This is a genomic window from Pedobacter nutrimenti (genome assembly GCF_032678445.1).
Taxonomy (GTDB): domain Bacteria; phylum Bacteroidota; class Bacteroidia; order Sphingobacteriales; family Sphingobacteriaceae; genus Pedobacter; species Pedobacter nutrimenti_A.
On sequence record NZ_JAVTSQ010000009.1, the window covers coordinates 190,818 to 212,181 of the forward strand.

Annotated in this window: 22 protein-coding genes; 21 read left to right on the forward strand and 1 reads right to left on the reverse strand. The window is 41.7% G+C overall.

From position 1 onward, the window contains the following. The first annotated feature begins 140 nt into the window (after positions 1-140). The 7 genes from R2S08_RS17530 (at position 141) to R2S08_RS17560 (ending at position 7,084) form a co-directional block, all read left to right on the forward strand. Positions 141-743, forward strand: coding sequence for a GNAT family N-acetyltransferase (locus R2S08_RS17530; RefSeq protein ID WP_316836352.1), 603 nt, complete (start codon positions 141-143; stop codon positions 741-743). A 67-nt stretch (positions 744-810) separates the two neighbouring features. After that, entirely contained in the window at positions 811-1,506 is a 696-nt protein-coding gene (locus R2S08_RS17535; RefSeq protein ID WP_316836353.1) for an SDR family oxidoreductase, read from the forward strand. 14 nt (positions 1,507-1,520) lie between these two features. Next, complete coding sequence (locus R2S08_RS17540; RefSeq protein WP_316836354.1) at positions 1,521-2,183, forward strand: PspC domain-containing protein; 663 nt, start codon at positions 1,521-1,523, stop codon at positions 2,181-2,183. A gap of 38 nt (positions 2,184-2,221) precedes the next feature. Continuing rightward, a complete protein-coding gene (locus R2S08_RS17545) occupies positions 2,222-3,175 on the forward strand; it encodes a LiaF transmembrane domain-containing protein (protein ID WP_316836355.1) in 954 nt (317 codons plus the stop codon). Continuing rightward, complete coding sequence (locus R2S08_RS17550) at positions 3,175-3,774, forward strand: RDD family protein (protein ID WP_316836356.1); 600 nt, start codon at positions 3,175-3,177, stop codon at positions 3,772-3,774. Before R2S08_RS17545 ends, R2S08_RS17550 begins: the two co-directional genes overlap by 1 nt. A 29-nt stretch (positions 3,775-3,803) precedes the next feature. Beyond that, positions 3,804-5,783 carry a (E)-4-hydroxy-3-methylbut-2-enyl-diphosphate synthase gene (ispG, locus tag R2S08_RS17555; RefSeq protein ID WP_316836357.1) on the forward strand — a complete coding sequence of 660 codons (1,980 nt, stop codon included), beginning with the start codon at positions 3,804-3,806 and terminating at the stop codon, positions 5,781-5,783. 41 nt (positions 5,784-5,824) lie between these two features. After that, complete coding sequence (locus tag R2S08_RS17560) at positions 5,825-7,084, forward strand: MFS transporter (RefSeq protein ID WP_316836358.1); 1,260 nt, start codon at positions 5,825-5,827, stop codon at positions 7,082-7,084. Here the strand turns inward: R2S08_RS17560 and R2S08_RS17565 are convergent. After that, positions 7,076-7,894, reverse strand: a complete 819-nt coding sequence (locus tag R2S08_RS17565) for an alpha/beta hydrolase (RefSeq protein ID WP_316836359.1) — start codon at positions 7,892-7,894, stop codon at positions 7,076-7,078. The genes R2S08_RS17560 and R2S08_RS17565 overlap by 9 nt on opposite strands. 171 nt (positions 7,895-8,065) lie before the next feature. Here R2S08_RS17565 and hemA point away from each other — a divergent pair, with 171 nt between their 5' ends. The 14 genes from hemA (at position 8,066) to R2S08_RS17635 (ending at position 21,363) form a co-directional block, all read left to right on the forward strand. After that, a complete protein-coding gene (gene hemA / locus R2S08_RS17570) occupies positions 8,066-9,292 on the forward strand; it encodes a glutamyl-tRNA reductase (protein WP_316836360.1) in 1,227 nt (408 codons plus the stop codon). Between the two features lie 39 nt (positions 9,293-9,331). Beyond that, positions 9,332-10,915, forward strand: a complete 1,584-nt coding sequence (gene hemC, locus R2S08_RS17575; protein WP_316836361.1) for a hydroxymethylbilane synthase — start codon at positions 9,332-9,334, stop codon at positions 10,913-10,915. Between the two features lie 15 nt (positions 10,916-10,930). After that, the gene (gene hemB, locus R2S08_RS17580) at positions 10,931-11,899 is read left to right on the forward strand and encodes a porphobilinogen synthase (protein ID WP_133780062.1); all 969 of its coding nucleotides are present in this window, start codon (positions 10,931-10,933) and stop codon (positions 11,897-11,899) included. 1 nt (position 11,900) lies between these two features. Then, complete coding sequence (hemL, locus tag R2S08_RS17585) at positions 11,901-13,274, forward strand: glutamate-1-semialdehyde 2,1-aminomutase (protein ID WP_316836362.1); 1,374 nt, start codon at positions 11,901-11,903, stop codon at positions 13,272-13,274. 32 nt (positions 13,275-13,306) lie between these two features. Further along, the gene (locus tag R2S08_RS17590) at positions 13,307-14,173 is read left to right on the forward strand and encodes a sensor histidine kinase (RefSeq protein WP_108553081.1); all 867 of its coding nucleotides are present in this window, start codon (positions 13,307-13,309) and stop codon (positions 14,171-14,173) included. A gap of 5 nt (positions 14,174-14,178) precedes the next feature. Then, positions 14,179-14,886: a response regulator transcription factor gene (locus R2S08_RS17595; protein ID WP_108553082.1), complete on the forward strand. Its 708-nt coding sequence runs from the start codon at positions 14,179-14,181 to the stop codon at positions 14,884-14,886. Beyond that, the gene (locus R2S08_RS17600) at positions 14,886-15,401 is read left to right on the forward strand and encodes a hypothetical protein (protein ID WP_108553083.1); all 516 of its coding nucleotides are present in this window, start codon (positions 14,886-14,888) and stop codon (positions 15,399-15,401) included. The genes R2S08_RS17595 and R2S08_RS17600 overlap by 1 nt, the downstream gene beginning before the upstream one ends. 16 nt (positions 15,402-15,417) lie before the next feature. Further along, the gene (gene hemE / locus R2S08_RS17605) at positions 15,418-16,440 is read left to right on the forward strand and encodes a uroporphyrinogen decarboxylase (protein WP_316836363.1); all 1,023 of its coding nucleotides are present in this window, start codon (positions 15,418-15,420) and stop codon (positions 16,438-16,440) included. Between the two features lie 6 nt (positions 16,441-16,446). After that, on the forward strand, positions 16,447-16,989 hold the full coding sequence (locus R2S08_RS17610; RefSeq protein ID WP_316836364.1) for a CopD family protein: 543 nt from the start codon (positions 16,447-16,449) through the stop codon (positions 16,987-16,989). 3 nt (positions 16,990-16,992) lie between these two features. Continuing rightward, positions 16,993-18,120 carry a hypothetical protein gene (locus R2S08_RS17615; protein WP_316836365.1) on the forward strand — a complete coding sequence of 376 codons (1,128 nt, stop codon included), beginning with the start codon at positions 16,993-16,995 and terminating at the stop codon, positions 18,118-18,120. A gap of 127 nt (positions 18,121-18,247) precedes the next feature. Beyond that, positions 18,248-18,751: a sigma-70 family RNA polymerase sigma factor gene (locus tag R2S08_RS17620; protein WP_316836500.1), complete on the forward strand. Its 504-nt coding sequence runs from the start codon at positions 18,248-18,250 to the stop codon at positions 18,749-18,751. Further along, entirely contained in the window at positions 18,732-19,472 is a 741-nt protein-coding gene (locus tag R2S08_RS17625; RefSeq protein WP_316836366.1) for a hypothetical protein, read from the forward strand. Before R2S08_RS17620 ends, R2S08_RS17625 begins: the two co-directional genes overlap by 20 nt. 9 nt (positions 19,473-19,481) lie before the next feature. Next, the gene (locus tag R2S08_RS17630; RefSeq protein ID WP_316836367.1) at positions 19,482-20,294 is read left to right on the forward strand and encodes an outer membrane beta-barrel protein; all 813 of its coding nucleotides are present in this window, start codon (positions 19,482-19,484) and stop codon (positions 20,292-20,294) included. A 76-nt stretch (positions 20,295-20,370) separates the two neighbouring features. Continuing rightward, entirely contained in the window at positions 20,371-21,363 is a 993-nt protein-coding gene (locus R2S08_RS17635) for an ABC transporter ATP-binding protein (protein ID WP_316836368.1), read from the forward strand. The last annotated feature ends 1 nt before the right edge of the window (position 21,364 follow it).

Below are 21,364 nucleotides of genomic sequence, written 5' to 3' on the forward strand. Positions count from 1 at the left end.
CTGGCCATGAAAAATGTCATTATTGTGCTGGCTTTATATTGGTCAAATTTCAAATGAAAGAGTTGAAATTCGTCTTTGGCATGTTTTTGGTACTGGTTTGGCTGATCAAATAACTGATTAATGACTCTATATTACATATCATGATTAAAGCATGTCCCAAAGACAAAGATCTTATTCTGGATCTTTTAACTTATGCCTTTGAAGAGAACTTAAGTGTTAAGGACGTGGTCAAGTCCCGTGGGAACTATTGGGAAAACATCTATACATTAATGAATTATGCCTATAATATTTGCAGTGTATATGGTGATATTTTTCTCTCCGAAGATAAAAAAGCATGTGCACTGGTGTTGTTTCCTGATCAGAAAAGGAACACCATAAAGACCCGCTTTTGGGAATTGAAACTGGTACTGGGAGGAATTGGAGTCTCTAATGTAAATAAGGTTTTGACCCGTCAAAAGTTACTGGATTCCATTTTACCACACACTGCCGATCAACCTCCCATGTATCTGTGGTTATTGGGTGTAAAACCAGAAAATCAATTTTTGGGAGCGGGTACAGCATTGCTAAAGGATTTGTTGGAATATAGCCAGGAAAAAGGAAGAGCAATTTACCTTCGAACCTCTGTTGACCGGAATGTGGACTTTTATAAAAAATTTGGATTCCAGGTGTATAAAAAAATTGATGTTGGTTATCCGCTTAACTTTTTATGGAAAGCGGTTTCAGTAAAACGGCAAATTGCCTGATTTTTCATGGAGTAAGCTATTCCTCTTTTGTGTATTATTGCGTTTTAATAAAAAAGATGTTTAAACAATGAATGCAGTTGTAACTGGAGCTACAAAAGGAATTGGCCGTGCTATTGCCCTAAAACTGGCAGAAAGTGGTTATAACGTCTCTGTTTGCTCAAGAAACGAACAGGAACTTTGTTCCTTTGTGAAAGAGCTTGAATTGCTTGGAGTTAGAGCTGTTGGAATGGCAACAGATTGCAGCAACAAAGAGGAGATCAAAAAATTCTGTGAATTTACCGTCATTGAACTGGGAGATATAGATGTGCTGGTGAACAATGTAGGCACATTTTTACCGGCGTCTTTAATGGATGAAGAAGATGAGGTTTTTGAAAAGCAGTTGCTTTTAAATCTGAACGCTGCCTATTATTTTTCTAAATTCTTTGGTAAAATAATGGTTAGAAGGCAATCAGGGCATATTTTCAACATCTGTTCTATTGCCAGTAAACAAGTAGTTGAAAATGCAGGGAGTTATTGTGTAACTAAATCAGCAATGCTCAGTCTTAATAATGTATTACGGCAGGAGTTAGCTCAATACAACGTTAAAGTAACGGCTTTTTTACCAGGCTCTACATTAACTGCTTCCTGGGAAGGAACAAGTTTACCAAAAGAAGCATTTGTACAGCCTGAAGATATTGCAGATACTTTGCATACCATTTTAAATTTAAGTACTGGTGTGAATGTTGATGAAGTAATTCTAACGCCTAAAGAAATAAAATTGTAAAGGAGGATATTGTTATGGACAAGAGATTATTTAGAAACGAGCACGACAAGGTTATTGCGGGAGTTTCGTCCGGAATAGCAGAATATATGGAAGTTGATGTTACCATCATCAGGTTACTGTTCGTGTTGTCGACTATTTTTTTAGTCGGAACAGGGGTGCTCGTGTACCTGGTGATGTGGATTGTAGTGCCTGCAAATAACAATCCTGCAGCCCGTTTTTCAAGATTTAACGATTTTTTTGCTGATCAGCAAAGCTCGCCATTTACCAAAACAAATGTAACTGAGCAGGAACCGCCATTAGCAAATACAACAGGTAATGCACCAAACTGGAGCTCCTCAACTTTTGAGGAGGGAAAATTTAAAGCCAGTCAACAACCTGATTATAAAATAGCCAATAAAAGCAGCGACACAGGACGTACTGTAGGTGGTTTGTTTCTGCTCGTTATAGGGGTTTACTTTTTGATGAATGAGTTTGATATTATACCTTATTGGTTCAGGTTGGGTAAACTGTGGCCCTTGGTATTTGTAGCGATTGGAATTAGCTTTATCGCTAAATCGAAAAGGAAAAATGCCTGGGAAGATTGGAAGAGCCGTCAGGCACAGACGCCTCCTCCTGCAGAACAAACTAAACCAAATGTGCACTTTGAGCAAAAAGACGAGCCGGATCCAACCGTATAGGCATTCGTTTCTGATATTAAATACATAAACAGAAGAAGATGAAGCTAGATAGAATAATGTGGGGTATTATATTGCTTTTTATTGGCGGAGTGCTCCTACTCGAAAATTTTAACGTAATTAGTTTTTACTGGAGGAATGTATGGGGATTCTGGCCCGTGTTCCTGATCATTGCAGGGGTTAACATCCTTTTCAACAGGCAAAAGTCACAACTTGGCGGTGCCATATCTATTGGAGTACTGGTGGTTATGCTTGGGTTCCTGTTTTATAAAGGACAGCAGCCTCCAAAAAACAACTGGATAGGAGATAACCTGAAAACAGATCTGAATCTGGATGATGATGATGATCAGGACAGTACCTCTAATGAGCAAGGCCAGAATTTTAGCGAACCCTATACTGTGGAGAACAGTAAGAAAGTAATCCTGAATATATCAGGAGGTGGAACTACTTTTAACCTGAACGGTAGTACAGATAGCTTAATACAGGCATCTGTTAAAGATAGACGAGGTAACTTCTCCCTGAAAAAGGAAACAAACGACAGCACACAGGTGCTCACTTTTAAATCGCAGGACAAAAAAGGCAAATGGTCTATCAATGATGGGGGCAATGATGTCGATTTTAAATTGAACAAGCAACCGGAATGGGAAATGAATGTAAGCATGGGTGCGGGTGAGGTTGATTTTGATCTTGCTGATTATAAAATAAGGAGTTTTAGATTTGATGGAGGAGCTGCAGCTCTAAAGGTGAAAGTAGGTGATTTGCTGCCTATAACAGATGTGGTGGTTAAAACGGGGGTCGCAGATGTGAACATTAATATACCAACAAGTTCTGGCTGCCGGATTACAGCAAAAACTGGATTGTCCTCTAAAGATTTTCCGGGCTTCATTAAAATAAATGGAAGTACATACGAAACCTCAAATTATGCCAGTGCAGCAAAGAAGATCTTTATCGCCCTGGATGGAGGTTTGAGTAGCTTTGAGGTTAAAAGATATTAATGTATACCGTTGTCATCAATGGTAAGCCAAAAGGTCCGTATGAACTAAACCAGCTTGCCGAATTAAATATAGTTCCGGGTACTTTTGTGAAAAAGCCAGGAATGGATGATTATAAAGAAGCTCACGAGTTCCCTGAACTGCGTGAGCTTCTTGGTTTTACTTTTCAGCAAACCGCACCACAATATTTTGCTTCATTTGACCAGCGTTTGCTGGCCTCGGTTATAGACTACTTCTTTATCACTTTGTTCTATATTTCTCTGATCCTGATCTGTTTTATCTTTGTTACAGGTCAGACAGAAAGAATAACTCTGTTTTTGTCTTTTTTGCCAGCAATTCCTCTGGCGAAATTTTTTTATGGCAGTATTGCTGAGGCATCGTCAAGGCAGGCAACCCTCGGGAAGCGTTTGCTGAACATCAGGGTGACCGATCAGCTGGGTAACAGGATATCGCTAGGCGTTTCTTTTATCAGAAACCTCTCTAAAATATTGTCTGTTATCCCTTTGTTCTTCGGTTATCTGTACAGTTTTCTCAACAGAAAGCAACAATGCTGGCATGATATCGCGGCAAATACCTTAGTTATTAAAGATCGATTGATATAATCTTTATCTTTGCATCAGAAATACAAGTCATGGAAGAAGTATCTATTCAAAAGGAATTAAAGGGCGGTTATTGCAACAGTTTAACTCAGTATTCCAGGTTTTTGACCCGGGAAGTTCAGATCGGGGATATCCCAATGGGCGGGTTGAATCCAATAAGGATCCAGTCCATGACAACAACTGATACGATGGATACCCTTGGTACCGTAGAGCAAACCATTAGAATGGTACATTCAGGCTGTGAATATGTCCGCATAACAGCCCCAAGTATGAAAGAGGCCGAAAACCTGGCCAATATCAAAAAAGAACTCCGGATGCGTGGCTATACTGTACCTCTTGTTGCCGATATTCATTTTACACCAAATGCTGCGGAAGCAGCAGCACGGATTGTAGAAAAGGTGAGGGTAAACCCAGGTAATTATGCGGATAAAAAGCGCTTTGAAAATATAGAATATACACAACAAGCCTATCAGGCCGAGTTGGAGCGTATTTATAAGAAATTTACACCACTAGTTAAGATATGTAAAGAATATGGAACGGCGATGCGGATTGGTACCAACCATGGCTCCCTGTCAGACCGGATCATGAGTCATTATGGCGATACACCGAGAGGAATGGTGGAGTCAGCTATGGAGTTTATCCGCATGTGTGAGGACCTTAACTATTACAATCTCGTAATTTCTATGAAGGCCAGCAACACTCAGGTTATGGTGCAGGCCTATCGTTTATTGGTGGAAACCATGGTGAAGGAAGGAATGAACTATCCACTGCACCTTGGGGTAACAGAAGCCGGTGATGGCGAGGACGGAAGGATCAAATCTGCTGTTGGGATTGGAACATTGCTGGAGGATGGCTTGGGCGATACCATTCGGGTATCTTTAACAGAGGATCCTGAATTTGAAGCACCAGTGGCCAAAGCCTTGGCTTTAAGGTACGAAAAACGTGCTTTGTTGCTTTCCGGCAGGGAAGAGGAAAAAGAGAGGATTGAAGTGAAACCTCTTCCTTATAACCCTTTCGAATACAACAGGAGGCATACCATTCCGGTTCAGCATATAGGCGGCCATTTTCATCCGGTTGTGATGCTGGATGTTTCTGAACAAAATTTAAAAGATCCATTTTTCCTGCAGGTTGCGGGTTATAAGTATAGTGCAGGACTGGATAAATACAATATGGCCGATCAGGCCTGTGACCTGGTTTATCTGGGAGATGCCTTACCTTCTTTTTCTTTCCCTGGCAATTTGAAACAGGTATATAACTACCAGACCTGGCTTGGATTAAAAGATAAAACCAATTGTCATCCGATCTTCTCCATAAAAGATTATATCGCTAATGATCTTAAGGATTCTTTTTTAAACCTGGTGCGTGTAGATGCCTCAGACTTCAGCATATTGGAGTTAAAGGCTTTGGATCCGGTAACTAGTATTCTGGTATTGGAAACCTCTGCGACGAATGGAATGGCTGAACAACGCCTGTTCTTTACGGCTTTGTTAAACGCTGGAATCACATTGCCGGTTATTATCAAACGCGTTTATAAGGACATCACCGCAGATGATCTGATGTTGTATGCAGCTACCGATCTTGGTGCATTACTAACCGATGGATTTGGTGATGGAGTCTGGATAGAAGCCAGTACTATAGATCTTACCCTGCTCAATGCCACCAGTTTTGGGATTTTGCAGGCTACGCGTACCCGTATCTCTAAAACAGAGTATATATCCTGCCCGAGCTGCGGTAGAACACTATTTGATTTGCAGGAAACCACGCAGCTGATTCGTTCCAGAACAGACCATTTGAAAGGGATTAAAATCGGGATTATGGGCTGTATTGTTAATGGGCCGGGTGAGATGGCAGATGCTGACTACGGCTATGTTGGAACAGGCCCGGATAAAATTACCTTGTACCGGGGTAAAGAAGTTGTTAAAAAGAACGTACATGCAAATTATGCATTAGACGACCTGATTGAACTGATTAAAGAAGATGGCAACTGGATAGAAAAAGAATTAGGAGACTAAGATGTATCCACTCCTCTGGGTTTTGAAGAATTGGAAGCAGTATGATGGATATTAGTACATTTAGCGCTTTTAAGAGCCGGAATTACCGCTTGTATTTTAGTGGCCAATCTATTTCCCTGATTGGCACCTGGATGCAGAAAACAGCTGTCAGCTGGGTAATTTATTCAGAAACCCATTCTAAATTTATGCTTGGGCTTACGCTTTTTGCAAGTCTTTTCCCTTCCTTTATTTTCTCCTTTCTGGGTGGTGTAGTTTCAGACCGGTATAACCGCTACAAGGTTTTGCTGGTTACACAGGTTGCCTCTATGATCCAGGCTGTCCTGCTCACATTGCTCATTTTTTTCAGACATTATTCTGTGTGGGAAATTATTGCTTTAAGTGCTTTACTTGGGCTGATCAATGCTTTTGATGTACCGGCCAGACAATCGCTGGTCTATGAAATGGTCGATGATAAAGCAGATTTGCCCAATGCTCTGGCCTTGAATTCTTCCATGGTGAATCTTTCCAGGCTGATCGGTCCGGGAATAGCAGGGTTGGCACTGGAAAAATTTGGTGATGACATTTGTTTTGGTCTGAATGCACTGAGTTTTATTGCGGTAATCGGATCATTGTTAATGATGAAATTGCCCAAATACATTCCAAAACCGCATCATAAAAACGTATTTGGTGATCTGAAAGAAGGTTTTTTATATATCAAACAAACACCTTCTATTGCTTTGGTACTTCTTATGCTTGCCTTGATCAGTCTTTTGGTTTTGCCGTATTCTACTTTAATCCCGGTCTATGCAAAAGATATTTTTAAAGGAACAGCTTCCACTTTTGGTATTATTGACAGTGTCATTGGCCTTGGTGCGTTTTGCGGGGCGATCTATCTGGCTTCCCTTAAACCGGGCAGAAATCTGAGGAAAATCCTGGCCAGAAACACAGTGATCTTTGGTGTTGGGCTTGTTTTATTCTCCCATGCTACAAATTATCCGTTGGCGCTTCTCTTCTCTGCAGTAGTTGGATTTGGGATGATGTCTCAAATTACCATTAGTAATACACTCATTCAAACAACGGTGGATCCTGCAATGAGAGGCAGGGTAATCAGCTTTTATGCGATGGCTTTTTTTGGAATGCAGCCTTTAGGAGGGTTATTGGTAGGGACTATTTCACAGTGGATCGGAACACCGGATACGGTGTTGATACAGGGAATCATTACCCTGATTATTGGTGTAGTTTTATACCGTTTTCTGAAAAAAGAAAGAGAAAGAAAACTCGCAATGATGTCCTTTCCAAAATCGGAGGATAAACTATTTTAAGAAATCCAGCGTCTTTTTACAAAGCTCCTTCAGATGTGGAGGTTTTATTTTTTCCTTATAAGGATGTGAAGCGCCGTAAACGTGGTTGGCACCTTCTATCTTTTGCAGTTTTGCATTAGGCTGTGCTTGAGCAAGATGCTGTGCCACACTGAAAGGAACGTTAATATCTTCATCCCCGTGAAGAATCAGCCAGGGGATTTTCACTCTTTTCGCGGCATCGATCACGTTATAAGCCGCTTTATGTGCCTTAAAATCCTCCAGTAAAGATATATTCAGAGGCATTTTTTCTTTGGTGCGGGCGTTGATGACATGGATCTGGCCGTTTTTTTTCCATTCTGCTTCTTGTTCGGGCTTCCAGAGGCTGCTGAAATCACCTATCGCACTCCAGGTAATGAGTTTGTGAATTCTTGGATCTTCTGCGGCCTTTAATATCGCCAAAGCGCCGCCCCGGCTATGGCCAATGAGATTGATCTTTGAAAAAGCATGCGTAGAAGAGAGATGATTAATAACGATATTCACATCAGCGAGTTCTTTGCTGATGGTATTGGAGGCAAAAGCTTCAAGATCAGTAACCTCATCCGGGTTTTGTGGAGTTGTTCCTCCATGAGAGAGGTTAAACTTTATATAGTTATAGCCATGGTTCGCAAAGTGCTCAGCCACAAGGTTATGTGCGCCCCAATCTTTAAATCCTTTAAATCCGTGAATGAACAGGATCACCTCATGATTCGTGTTTTTATCGTCGAAAGTACTGTCGCCAAGAATGGGTTTTCCGTGTGATCCGCTTAATATAAATTGCAGTTTCTGTATCATAAGTGTCTATTGATATGGTGCTTACCAGATATAACAAAATTAAAGTTTGGAATGTTTAGTCTATTTTATCAATTTATAATCTTTCTAAATTAGTCTTAATTACAGCATAATGACAGACACTGCGCATGGTGTTGTTACTTTTGTTGAGCGAAAAAAATACTCAACCTCACATTGGAATATTTAAAGATCATTGCTTTTACACATAAACAGATTGACCTGAAATCTTTAGGGAAATTAGTGATTTGTGAGCAAACACTCGACAGCAGGCTAAAAAACATTCAGGAGAAGCTGAATATCAAGGAGATATTTTATATCGGTACTTGTAACCGTGTTGAGTTTGTATTTACTTCCAAAAACCTGGTTGATAAAGACTTCACCCTCCGTTTTCTTACAGAACTGGACATGGGCCTCCCTGAACAATATATGGAACGTTTTATAGAAAATGTTTCCGTTTATGAACAGGTTGAAGCTTTTAACCATTTACTTCGTACTTCCTGCTCCCTGGAGAGTCTGGTCGTTGGCGAAAAAGAGATCCTGGCACAAGTGCGCAAGGCTTATGAAGCTTGCCGCCTGGGTGGCTTTACTGGTGATTATATGCGGACCGTAATGGATCATGTGGTGAAAACAGCTAAAGAAGTATACACCCATACCAATATCTCTAAAAACCCGGTTTCCGTGGTTTCACTGGCTTACCGTAAACTCCGCGATCTGAAAATGTGTGCCAACTCCCGTTTGCTTATCATTGGTGCAGGAGAAACCAACAAGAATATTGCCCAATATCTTAAAAAACATAAGTATTCTAATTTCTCCGTATTCAACAGAACCGTAGAGAATGCAGAATATCTGGCCCGTGAATTAAAGGGCAAAGCTTACCCGCTTTCAGAACTCCAAAACTTTGAAGGAGGCTTTGATGTCATTATTACCTGTACCGGAGCAACAGAGCCGGTAATCACTGAAGAAATTTACGCCAAACTCCTCAATGGGGATACCAGTAAGAAAGTGATTGTTGATTTGGCTATTCCAAACGATACAGCCCCGGAGATCCTTAAGAAATTCCCTGTCCATTATATCGAAGTAGAATCTTTAAAAGAAACTGCCCGCAAGAACATCCAGGAACGTTACAAGGAACTGATCAATGCAGAGCACATCATAGAGCAAAATATCAAAGAGTTTGAACTGGTCCTTCGTCAGCGTAAGATTGAAATTGCAATGAGCGGCGTTCCTCAGAAGATCAAAGAAATCAAACATACTGCAATGACAGCAGTTTTTGCAGATGAAATCAGCGGTCTGGATGAAAATTCAAGATTGGTACTGGAAAGGGTAATGAACTATATGGAAAAGAAATGCATCAGCGTTCCTATGGTTCTTGCAAAAGAAATATTGGTGAATAACAGCTAATTCTAGCTATATTAGTCAGCAAAAAATTGTATAGTTTAAGTGAAAAAACTCATTATAGGCACACGGGGCAGCGACCTGGCTTTATGGCAAGCCAACTTTATAAAGGATAAGCTTGCAGAAATTGGCGCAGAGGCCGAATTGAAAATTATCAAAACTCAGGGTGACAAGATCCTGAACCTCAGACTCGATAAACTCGAAGGAAAAGGATTCTTTACCAAGGAACTGGAAGAGGAATTGCTCGGCGGTACCATAGATATTGCTGTACACTCTCACAAAGATTTACCAACCAATCATCCGGCAGGTTTAATTATAGCTGCAGTTCCGGAAAGAGAAGATCCTTCGGAGCTTTTGCTGATTCTAAAGGATTGCGTGGACATCACCCAGAAACTTTCTTTAAAAACAGGGGCTATGGTGGGAACCTCCTCTAACCGAAGGAAAGCACAATTGCTTGCCCTTCGTCCGGATCTGAATATCGAAGACCTGCGTGGAAATGTTCCTACCCGCATTGGAAAATTAAGAGATGAGGACTATGACGCGATCCTGCTTGCAAAGGCCGGAGTGAACCGTCTTGGAATAGACCTGAGCGAATTTCACGTAGAAGTTCTGGATACCACAGAACTGGTGCCTTCACCTGCACAAGGTGCTTTAGGTATACAGATCCGGGAAAATGATACCGAGCTGTTCCAGTTGCTTCAACAGCTCAACCATGCGGCTACCGCCGAAGAAATTGCAGTAGAGCGTAAGGTACTCAATTTATTTGAGGGGGGCTGCCATATGCCGCTAGGCTGTTACTGTAAAAAAGAGAACGGCCAGTTCGAAGTATGGACGTCGAAAGCAGAAAGCGATGAAGATTTTCCTGACCGCCTGTTTTACCGGGTAGATCATTTAGATGGCCTGGCAGAAAAGATCGTTGAAAAATACACCAGCGAACGTAAACTGCCATCCAAGGTCTTTATATCAAGGGAAATCGGAGAGCACAGTTATTTTAGAAGAGCATTAGAAAAACACCATATTGAAATTGAAGGCAGATCATTGATCCGCACTTTTCCGATTGTACATGTACTGGACCCATTCTATCTGAAAAATATAGACTGGATCTTCTTCAGCAGCAGGAACTGTGTAGAGTATTTCTTTAACCTGAAACCTACTTTATCTAAAAAGACAAAGTTTGGTGTTGTAGGCCGGGGATCTGAAGATGCCTTAAGAAGAGCCGGTCATCTGGCCGATTATGTAGGTGAAGGTGGTGATATTGATGAGGTTGCAGAAGGCTTTGCGGCTCTTGTAGAAAATGAAACCGTAATGTTCCCCCGGGCACAGGATTCCCTGCTGAGCATACAAAAAGCTTTGAAAGAGAGCACTAAAGTCGTAGATCTTCCCATCTATGAGACCGCAATTGTGGACGATATAGACCAGACCTATGCCGACGTACTCATCTTTACCAGCCCTTCTAATGTAGATGCATATTTTGCAGATAATTTACTAGACCCCGGACAGCAGGTCATTGCCATTGGCAATTCTACAGGGAAGAAATTTGATGAAATGGGTGTAAAATACCTTTTACCCTATTCTCCTGACGAAATTGGTTTGGCAGAAGCTGTCTTTGGAATAGACATTAAATCATAAAAAAGAGAGGTTGATATGTTACACCGCCCAAGAAGGTTAAGAAAAAATCCAATTGTCAGAGAAATGATCGCCGAAACAAGGCTGTCTAAAGACATGTTCATTTACCCGTATTTTATTGTACCGGGAAATGGCGTGGTCCATGCTTTAGATGCCATGCCAGGAATTAATCATTACTCTACAGACACCTTAATTAAAGATGTTGAAAAAGGATTAAAACTGGGTGTAAATAAAATTATGCTGTTTGGAGTGGGAGATGAGAAAAGCGAAGATGCACATTCTGCTTACCATGACCATTCTTTAGTACCAGTTGCAGTAAGAGAATTAAAAAAGAACTTTGGCGACGACCTATATGTGGTTACCGATGTTTGTGTTTGCTCCTACACTACGCACGGACACTGTGGTATCTTAAAGGACGATTATGTTCAAAATGATGCGACCGTAGAAGTGATTGCAAAAATGGGCCTTACTCATGCGGAAGCAGGAGCAGATATGCTGGCCCCCTCAGATATGATGGATGGTAGAATAGGTGCGATGAGAAGTGTACTGGACGGTGCCGGTTTTGTCAATACGGCGATCATGTCGCATGCAACAAAATTTGCCTCCGCCTATTACGGACCTTTCAGAGAGGCCGCAGACTGTGCTCCAAGTAAAGGGGACAGAAAAGCGTATCAAATGGATTTCAGAAATGGAAATGAAGCCCTGAGGGAAGCCTTATTAGATGAAAGTGAAGGAGCAGATGTCCTGATGGTGAAACCTGCACTGGCTTACCTGGATGTGATGCAGAATCTGAAACAGCATACCGATCTTCCAATTGCCTGCTATAACGTATCCGGAGAATATTCAATGGTGAAAGCTGCTGCAGAGCGAGGATGGATTGATGAACAAAAAGTAGTAATGGAAACCATGCATGCCTTTGCCAGAGCAGGAGCAAGCATTATTACCACATACCATATTAGAGATATTGTAGAAAAGAATTGGTTGTAATATGTTAGAGTCTTTAAAAAAAATGTTCTCCGGAAATGAGGGCGATATGCCTGTAAACACCGGAAGCAAACCAGATATTTCAAGGGAAAAGTCTGCAGAATTGTATGAAAAAGCCAAAACATTCTTTCCTGGTGGCGTAAACTCACCGGTAAGGGCTTTTAAGTCTGTTTACGGGACACCTTTATTTATACAAAAAGGCGATGGTTGTTTTGTATGGGACGCCGATGGAAACCAGTTTATTGATTTCTGCGGAAGCTGGGGGCCTTTGATTCTTGGGCACAACCATCCAAAAGTAAGAGAAAAAGTAACGGAGGTGATGCAGAACGGAATGAGCTTTGGCGCACCAACAGCGCTGGAGAACGAACTGGCAGAACTGATCGTGAAAAATAACAAACACGTAGAGAAGATTCGTTTTACCAGTTCTGGTACAGAGGCTGTAATGTCTGCCATCAGACTGGCCAGAGGTTATACTGGTCGCGATAAGATCCTTAAATTTGAAGGTTGTTATCACGGACACTCCGATTCATTATTGGTTAAAGCCGGTTCAGGTCTGGTTACCTTTGGAGAAACTTCCTCTGCAGGAGTTCCAAAATCTTTTGCAGAAGAAACCATTGTTATTGGCCTGAATGATAAAGAAGCGCTAGAAAAAGCTTTTGAACAGTTCAAAGACCAGATTGCAGCCGTGATTATAGAGGGGATTCCCGCAAATAACGGTTTACTGATCCAGGATCCAGATTATGTAGAATTTTTGCAGCAGATCTGTAAAGACAATAAGTCCCTGCTCATTTTTGATGAGGTCATTACCGGCTTCAGATTGGGTTTTGAAGGTGCTGCCTCTCATTATGGGGTAAAACCTGATATTGTTACTTACGGTAAGATCATTGGCGGAGGTTTGCCTGTTGGAATGTATGGCGCCTCGGCAGAGATCATGAGCCATATCTCTCCCGATGGAGGTGTATACCAGGCCGGTACTTTATCTGGTAATCCGGTAGCTATGGCGGCAGGAATTGCACAGCTGACCGAATTGTTAAGATCAGGCTTTTATAAAGAACTCAATAGCAAAGCAGGTGAATTTGCAGAAAGCATTCAGAGGTTTGCCACAGCAAGAAACTATAAACTGAAAGTTTTCCATGTAGGTTCTATTTTCTGGATGGCCTTTACCGATAAAGACAAAATCCAAACCGCCGAAGATATTGATCCGGCAAGCATGGAGAAATTCAAGCTGATGCACAGAGAACTGTTAAACCGTGGGATCTATTTTGGTCCTTCCGGTTATGAAGTCGGTTTCGTTTCTGCCGCACATACAAAAATTGAACTGGAAAAGGCAAAGAGAGCCATATTCGAAGCTCTCGATATCGTTTTCAGAAACAAGTAATATTTGGTACATTAGATTAGTAATCAGAACAGATGAAGAAGTCGATCGTCATATTTTATTTCCTGTTGCTGTATAGCCTGGTGCAACTCATTTCCTGGGGGACACTGGTGGTTAAACTACAGCCATCCAGAATGGCGATGATCATGGGTGAGGGCTCTGTATTTTTGTTTTTGTTGTGCATAGGTGCTTATTTTCTGCACCAGTCCATCAAAAAAGAAGACCGCCTGCACGAACAGCAAACCAATTTCCTGTTGTCGGTTACCCATGAATTAAAATCTCCTCTGGCTGCCATTAAGTTATCTATTCAGACCATCATTAAGAGAGACCTGGATAAAGCACGCCAAACCTCTTTACTGTCCAATTCCCTGAAAGATATTGAGCGTCTGGATGACCTGGTGGAAAATATGCTGCTGGCTACTAAAATTGAGAACCGGTCTTATTCCTTTCCTAAAGAGGAGTTTGATTTTTCTGAACTGGTCACTAAAATTACAGATCGTTTGCAGATCCATACCTGCGGTTGTGAGCAGGTCATTAAATCTAAAATACAACCCGGAATCAAAATTAGCGGAGACGCATTTGCTCTTTCTTCTGTGGTCACTAACCTGGTAGAGAACGCTGTTAAGTATTCAGGTCCATGTGCAGAAGTAAGTGTAGAACTTGCCCAGCAAAACGGACATGCCTTTTTGGCAGTTTCGGATAAAGGACCAGGTATACCGGATGACGAAAAGATGCTTATTTTCGATAAATTCTATCGTGTGGGTGATGAAAGTGTGCGGAAAGCAAAAGGAACAGGTTTAGGCCTGTTTATTGTTAAAGAAGTATTACAAAACCACGACGCCGATATCAGCGTTAAAGATAACGTACCGCAGGGTACTATTTTTGAAGTAACATTTAGTTGATCATTATGCCACAGAAATTAAGAATATTACTGGTCGAAGATGAAGACCACTTATTAGATGCCATAAAATTAAATCTTGAATTAGAAGGTTATAAAGTACATGCCGTTAAAGATGGCAAAACCGCCCTTAAAATATTCAAGGAAGAACGTTTTAACCTCATCATCCTGGATGTGATGCTGCCCGAAATGGACGGCTTCCAGGTTTGTGAAACCATTCGTCTGGAAAATACCGAAGTTCCAATTCTTTTCTTAACTGCTAAAAATACCAGCGAAGACAGGGTTATGGGCTTGAAAAAAGGTGCTGACGATTACCTGGTGAAACCATTTAACCTGGAGGAACTGATCCTTCGTGTAGGTATCCTGGTTAAACGCAGTATGAAAGCAGATGATCTGAAAGAATTGAATTCTTATAAAATCGGCGATAAAACCATCTATTTCAACTCTTTTGAATTGAAACAGGATGATGGTGTTGTTGTTCCGCTGACCAAGAAAGAAACCATGCTGCTTAAATTGCTTATTGAGCGTAAGAACGAAGCCGTTTCAAGAGAGCAGATCCTGGAAACCGTTTGGAATTATGATGTGTATCCGTCTACAAGGACGATTGATAACTTCATTTTAACTTTCCGTAAGTATTTTGAACCAGATCAAAAAAATCCGGTATACTTTCATTCCATCAGAGGTGTAGGCTATAAATTTACGGATATACACAGTTAATGTTTAACGCAAAGACCAGGTATGGCCTGATGGTAATTTTTGCCATCGCTGCCATTGCATGCCTGATATACCAACAATATCAACTGGCCGCTTTTGGCGGTCTTTTGCTTGTTATCCTCATTTGGAGCCACTTTAAACAGAGTTCTGTTTTATTGGCTTCCAAGCATTTTAAGCGGAAGGACTACGAAGCAACAGTAGAAGCTTTGGCAGAAGTTCCGGATCCGGAGCGTCTGGCTAAGAACAGGAGAGGATATTATGAATTTATGCTGGCCAATATTGCCTTGCAAAGTGAGGAATATGAGGAAGCAGAATATCATTTCCAGCTGGCCAGCAGGTTTCCATTAGGCGGTAAAACAGATAAGGCCTTTGTCATGATCCACCTAGCCAATCTTGCATTAAGAAAGAAGGATAAAGTAAGGATACTGGCCTATATAGAGAAAGCAAAAGAACTGGCTACAACACCAAAAGCCAGGGACATAATTAATAAATTAGAGAAAGAAGCGAACAGCTTATAAAACCATTAAAATTTAGATGAACACGTTATTTTTAGATGCAGCATTTTCGAAGCAAACAGAACGTCCGCCGGTATGGATGATGCGCCAGGCAGGCCGTTTTATGCCACAATACTGGGAAATCAAAAACAAATATTCTTTCCTGGAGATGTGCAAAACCCCTGAAATTGCTGCTGATGTAACGATGTTACCAGTCGATTTACTGGGAATTGATGCCGCCATTCTTTTTTCCGATATCCTGGTTACAGGTGAGGCTATGGGCGGAGACCTGAGCTTTACCCAGGGCGTAGGCCCTAAATTTGCCAACCCGGTACGGACACTGGCCGATGTAGATGCATTGGAAGTAGATGTACTTGACCGTTTGCAATATGTAGCCGACGCGATTAAAGTGATCCAGCAGCGCTTAAACGGCAGCATTCCATTAATTGGCTTTGCAGGTGCACCATTTACAGTGATGAGCTATCTGGTTGAAGGCGGTTCATCCAAAGATTTTAAGACCACCAAACTCATGCTGCACAATCAGCCTGAAGTAGCCCATAAACTACTGGCTAAAATTGCAAAAGTGACAGCCGATTATCTGAACCTTCAAATCGCAGCTGGAGTAAATGCCATCCAGATCTTCGACAGCTGGGCACAAGCCCTGTCCTGGAACGATTATCAGGAATTTTCTCACCGTTATATCCAGGAAATCATTGCCAACCTGGACAGAAAAGACATCCCTGTGATTTCCTTCTGTAAAGGAAGTTCTGTATTTGCACCAATCATGGCGCAGGCCAAGCCAGATGTAATTTCTGTTGACTGGAATGCAGATCTGTTGAACATTAAAAAAAGCCTGCCTGCAGGCATTGCTGTACAGGGAAATCTTGATCCGCATATTCTATATGCAGACAAACCGGTGATCAAAAAACATATCCTTCAGTTGTTTGAGCGTATGCGTGGAGAGAATGGATTTATCTTTAATCTGGGACATGGTATTATGCCGGATATTCCGTTTGACCATGTGAAATACGCGATTGAAGTTATTAAGGATTTTAAATACTAATTCATTATGGCCTATTCTTACATACTCGCTGTTCATATCATCTTTGTGGTAAGCTGGATGGCTGGTCTGTTTTATGGAGTCCGCTTGTTCATTTACCACACAGAAGCTAATGACCGCCCGGAAAACGAGCGGATCATCCTGCAAAAAGAGTATGAGAAGATAGAAGATAAACTGTGGTATATTATCACGACACCCGCTATGATTTTAACTGTGCTGGCGGGTGCTACGATGATCTTTTTAAGGCCAGGGTACCTTTTGGCACCCTGGCTTCATGTAAAACTGGCATTCGTGGCCGGGTTATTGATTTATCATTTCATTTGTCAGCGCATTATGAAACAAATGAAAGCAGGTATCTTTAAATTAAGTTCGTTCAGACTCCGGCTCTGGAATGAAGTCGCTACCATCTTCCTGGTAGCCATTGTATTTACTGTCGTACTCAAAAGTGCAGTAGACTGGGCCTATGGATTGGTTGGGCTCATTGCTTTTTCTATGGTGATCATGATGGCTGTTAAATGGTATAAAGGATACAGGAAAAGAAAAGGCGAATAGTGTATGAGGAAATGTTTAGTGCTGGTTTTCCTGCTGTTCTTAGGGAAAGCCTCTTTGTGTCAGTTTAATAATGCTGCTTTAGAAAACCGCATCCGTCCAGACAGCAGTTTAACAGGGGAACTTCATTTTGATTTTTACAACCTCAACTTTGTAAGAAATTACGAATACACCAATAATTTTCATGATGGTTATACCATATACGGGGCACAGTTTCAGCCCCAGCTGGTCTATTATGCCCATCCCAACCTCGCCTTAACCGGGGGTGTATTTTACCGTAAAGATTTTGGAAATGGCGGTGTCTCCCTGGTCAAACCTTTGTTCAGCATCAAATACCAGAAGAATGATCTAAGCCTGATCTTTGGTAGTCTGGAAGGGGGAATTCAGCACCATTATGTAGAACCTATCTACGATTTCGAACGCCAGCTCACCAACCCATTGGAATATGGAACACAACTCCTGCTGGAAAAAAAGGCAATTAAGCTGGATGCCTGGATTGCCTGGCAAAACATGATCTATAAAGGCTCAGACTATAAAGAGGAAATCATTGGCGGTCTTTCCATGGAAGCTACAGTTGCGGAAAATAATGGATGGAGGCTCAGCCTTCCGGGCCAGTTTCTTGCCCAGCACCGGGGCGGACAGATTGATGAACTGAAACAAATCCCTGTGCAGACTCTATTTAACGGCGCTACAGGAATAAAACTGCATAAAAAAATCCAGGGCAGGGTTAAAGAAGTATATACCGATAACTATATTGTTGGCTATAAAGACTTTTCCAAACAAAGAGACCAGAACTATATGGGCGGCTTTGGACTTTGGCTTACTGCAGGGATGGACACCAAATACGGCAGCCTTTTGGCCACTTACTGGGGCGGAAATAACTTTATTACCATCAAAGGCATGCCTTTGTATGAATCCGTATCTGAGAACCTCTATGATCAGGGCTTTACCCAAAACCACCGGAATGTGTTATCTGTCCGTTATGCCTATCAGGAAGAACTCTTACCAAACTTTTACCTGGATGTTCGTTTTGAACCCCATTTTGATCTTGATCATGCTGACCATCAGCTACAATTCAATCATTCTTTCTTCTTAACCTACAAGAAAAGTTTCAAACTTCTTAAGATTAAATAATTATTTTTACCGGCGTGCAACCTTTGCCTCATTTTATTCATCTTCTTTGAGCTAAACACAAAATGATTTGACGCCAACCTATACAATAAAAGACTTGATTGACGGGTGCAAGGCCGGAGAGCGAAAGATGCAGGCGGAGCTATATAAGCAAACTGCGTCAAAAATGCTGATGGTCTGTATGCGTTACGCAAAGGATAAAATGGAAGCAGAAGATGTGCTGCAGATCGGCTATGTGAAGATTTTTCAAAAAATAAGAGAATATAGAGGTGAGGGATCCTTTGAAGGATGGATGCGGCGGATCATGGTGCATACCGCGATTGAAAGTTACAGAAAGAACCTCAAATACCTGGGCCATGTGCAGATAGAAGAGGCTTTTGAGCAGCCCTCTACCGGATTTGACTTTGGTACACTGGATATGCAGGACTTGCTGAATATTATTCAGAAACTAGCCGATGGGTACCGGCTTGTTTTTAATATGTACGCCATAGAAGGGTACTCACACAAAGAAATAGCAGAAACACTTGGGATCTCGGAAGGCGCCAGCAAATCACAGCTGTCGAGGGCAAGGGCGATCCTGAGAGAAGAAATTATAAAAATGGAGGGCATAAATTATGCATCACACACAGGATAAAGAATTTGACCAGTTGTTTAAAGACCGGTTCGAACAGGCGGAGCTGGAACCTTCTGCGGGCTTATGGGACAAGATAGAACCACAACTGCAGCCTGCAGTGAAAAAACATTTTCCGGTGTACTGGATGGCAGCGGCATTAACTGCACTAGCCCTTACCGCTGGTTTGCTGTTCATCAATAAACCCGAGAAGATCCGTCTTCAGGGGCAACAGGAGCGTGTGGCACAGGTGGAAGATAAACCAGCACCTGCAGTAGTTAATGACCATACACCAAACAAAACTGCGGTTCGGAATGTTGAAATCCGGTCTGTTGAATCCAGAGTCTTAGAAAAGGAAGTATCAAAACCTGTTGTCGTTCCTGCCTCTGCAAAAAAAGTTTTAATCGCGATGCAACCTATTCCCGCCGACGATCATCTTAAGGTTATAGTAGAACATGTAAAACCAGTGGTACAACAATCTGCAGAGCGCTTGCAGGAGGAAGGACAAAAGGCACTTGCTGCGGCAGGTACAGAGATGAATGAACCAGATAAGGTGGTCAATGAGAACGAGCAGGCAGAGAGAAAAGGCATCCGGAATTTTGGCGACCTGGTCAACTATGTTGTAGACAAAGTTGATAAAAGAGAACAGAAGATCGTACGCTTTAAAACAGATGACGATGATGAATCCTCACTGGTGGCCATTAATATTGGATTTATAAAACTTAACCCGAAGAAACACAAATAAACCAGCAATATGAAGAGAATAGTTTTTGCAGCACTTTTGGTAAGCGGTCTTACCAGTGGATTGAGCAGTAACGTAATGGCCCAACAGGATACGACTGCAAAAAAGAAAAATAAATTTGAAATCACTCATGGAATTGGCATCAGTATAGAATCAAATTCCAATAAAACAGATAGTACAGGTAAAAAAAGTGCAGCCAAAGGCCGTTTTATAGGTGGAATAACCTTAACCAGGATAGACTGGGGTTTTTCCAGGTTGATTGATAATGGCAGTTTTACACTCTCTCCAAAGAATGATTTTCTCAGCTACAGAGGTGCCAAGACAAGTACATTTTCTTTCGATGTCATCCAGTTTGGCTATCGCTTCAATCCAAACTTTAAAGTGTATCTGGCCGGTGGATTTGACTGGACACTGATCCGTTTGAGAAAAGACATTACCATCCAGCGGGGCGGAACCGACCTGACTTATGTGGAAGACAATATCCATTACAGCAAGAACCGTTTCTCAAATAGCTATGTACATATTCCACTGAACTTTGAATTCCGAACCAAAGAAAATCACGATGGGAAACGCTTTTATTTTGTAGTGGGCCCTGAAGTGAGTTTCCTGCTCAACGGAAAAATCAAGCAGATCAGCGACGAAAATGGAAAAGTTAAAATCAGGGATGACTACCATTTCCAGCCTTTCCGTTACGGAGGAACTGCCCGTATAGGTTATGGATGGATCGGACTTTTCACCAAATATTATTTCAACGATATGTTCGACAGTCCTGGGCAGAAAGGTTTGAAAAATATGTCCTTCGGTGTTACCATAGGATTGAATTAAAAAACTTACACACACAAATAAAACAGAATCCTGCGGTTTGTACTGCAGGATTTTTTTATATCCTTATCTTTACAGGGTGAAGCAACAAATCATCAGCGTAAAGAACTTAACCAAACAATATCAGACGGAACAGTCATCAGGTGTCCGGGATATCAGTTTTGATATTGAAAGCGGAAAAATCGTAGCCATTCTGGGCGAAAGTGGCAGCGGAAAATCAACTTTACTGAAGTGCATTTATGGTCTCCTGAAAACAGATGAGGGCGAAGTACACTTTAAGGGTAAACGAGTTCTGGGTCCGGATGAACAGCTGATCCCGGGACATAAAGAAATGAAAATGGTAACGCAGGACTTTTCATTGAACATCTATGCCAAAGTTTACGACAATATTGCTTCTATGCTGTCCAATACCGATGTTCAGGGAAAGAAAGAGAAGACATTTCAGATGATGCGGCACCTGAACATCGAACACTTAAAGGACAAAAAGATCACCCAGCTGAGCGGGGGTGAGCAGCAGCGTGTAGCCATTGCCAAGGCTTTAGTAAGCGATACTTCTCTGCTTTTATTAGATGAGCCCTTTAGCCAGGTAGATGCTTTACTAAAAAATCAACTGCGTGCAGACATTAAAAGGATAGCGGAAGAAACCGGTGTTACCGTAATTATGGTGTCACACGACCCTGCCGACGGACTTTTCCTGGCCGATCAGTTGTTGCTCATCAAAGACGGGCAATTGCTCCAGCAGGGAGAACCTTCCTTTGTATACAACCATCCGGATCACATCTATACCGCCCGGCTGTTGGGCAATGCCGTTGTTTTACATGCAGCAGAAGCCGAAAAAATAGGTTTACAGGCCAAAGGCCAGACCGTGGTATTCTATCCGGAATGGGCAGAATTAAAAAGCTCCTGGAACAGCAGAAGGTTTGAAGTGAAAGATGTATACTATAAAGGCTTTTATGAAGAACTCTTACTGGAAAGAAACGGAGTGACCATCCGGGCGATACAGCTGAATAGGGGAGAACATAAGAAAAATGACCATGTTCAGGTGAACATTGATCATTTTCTCAGATTTTAAT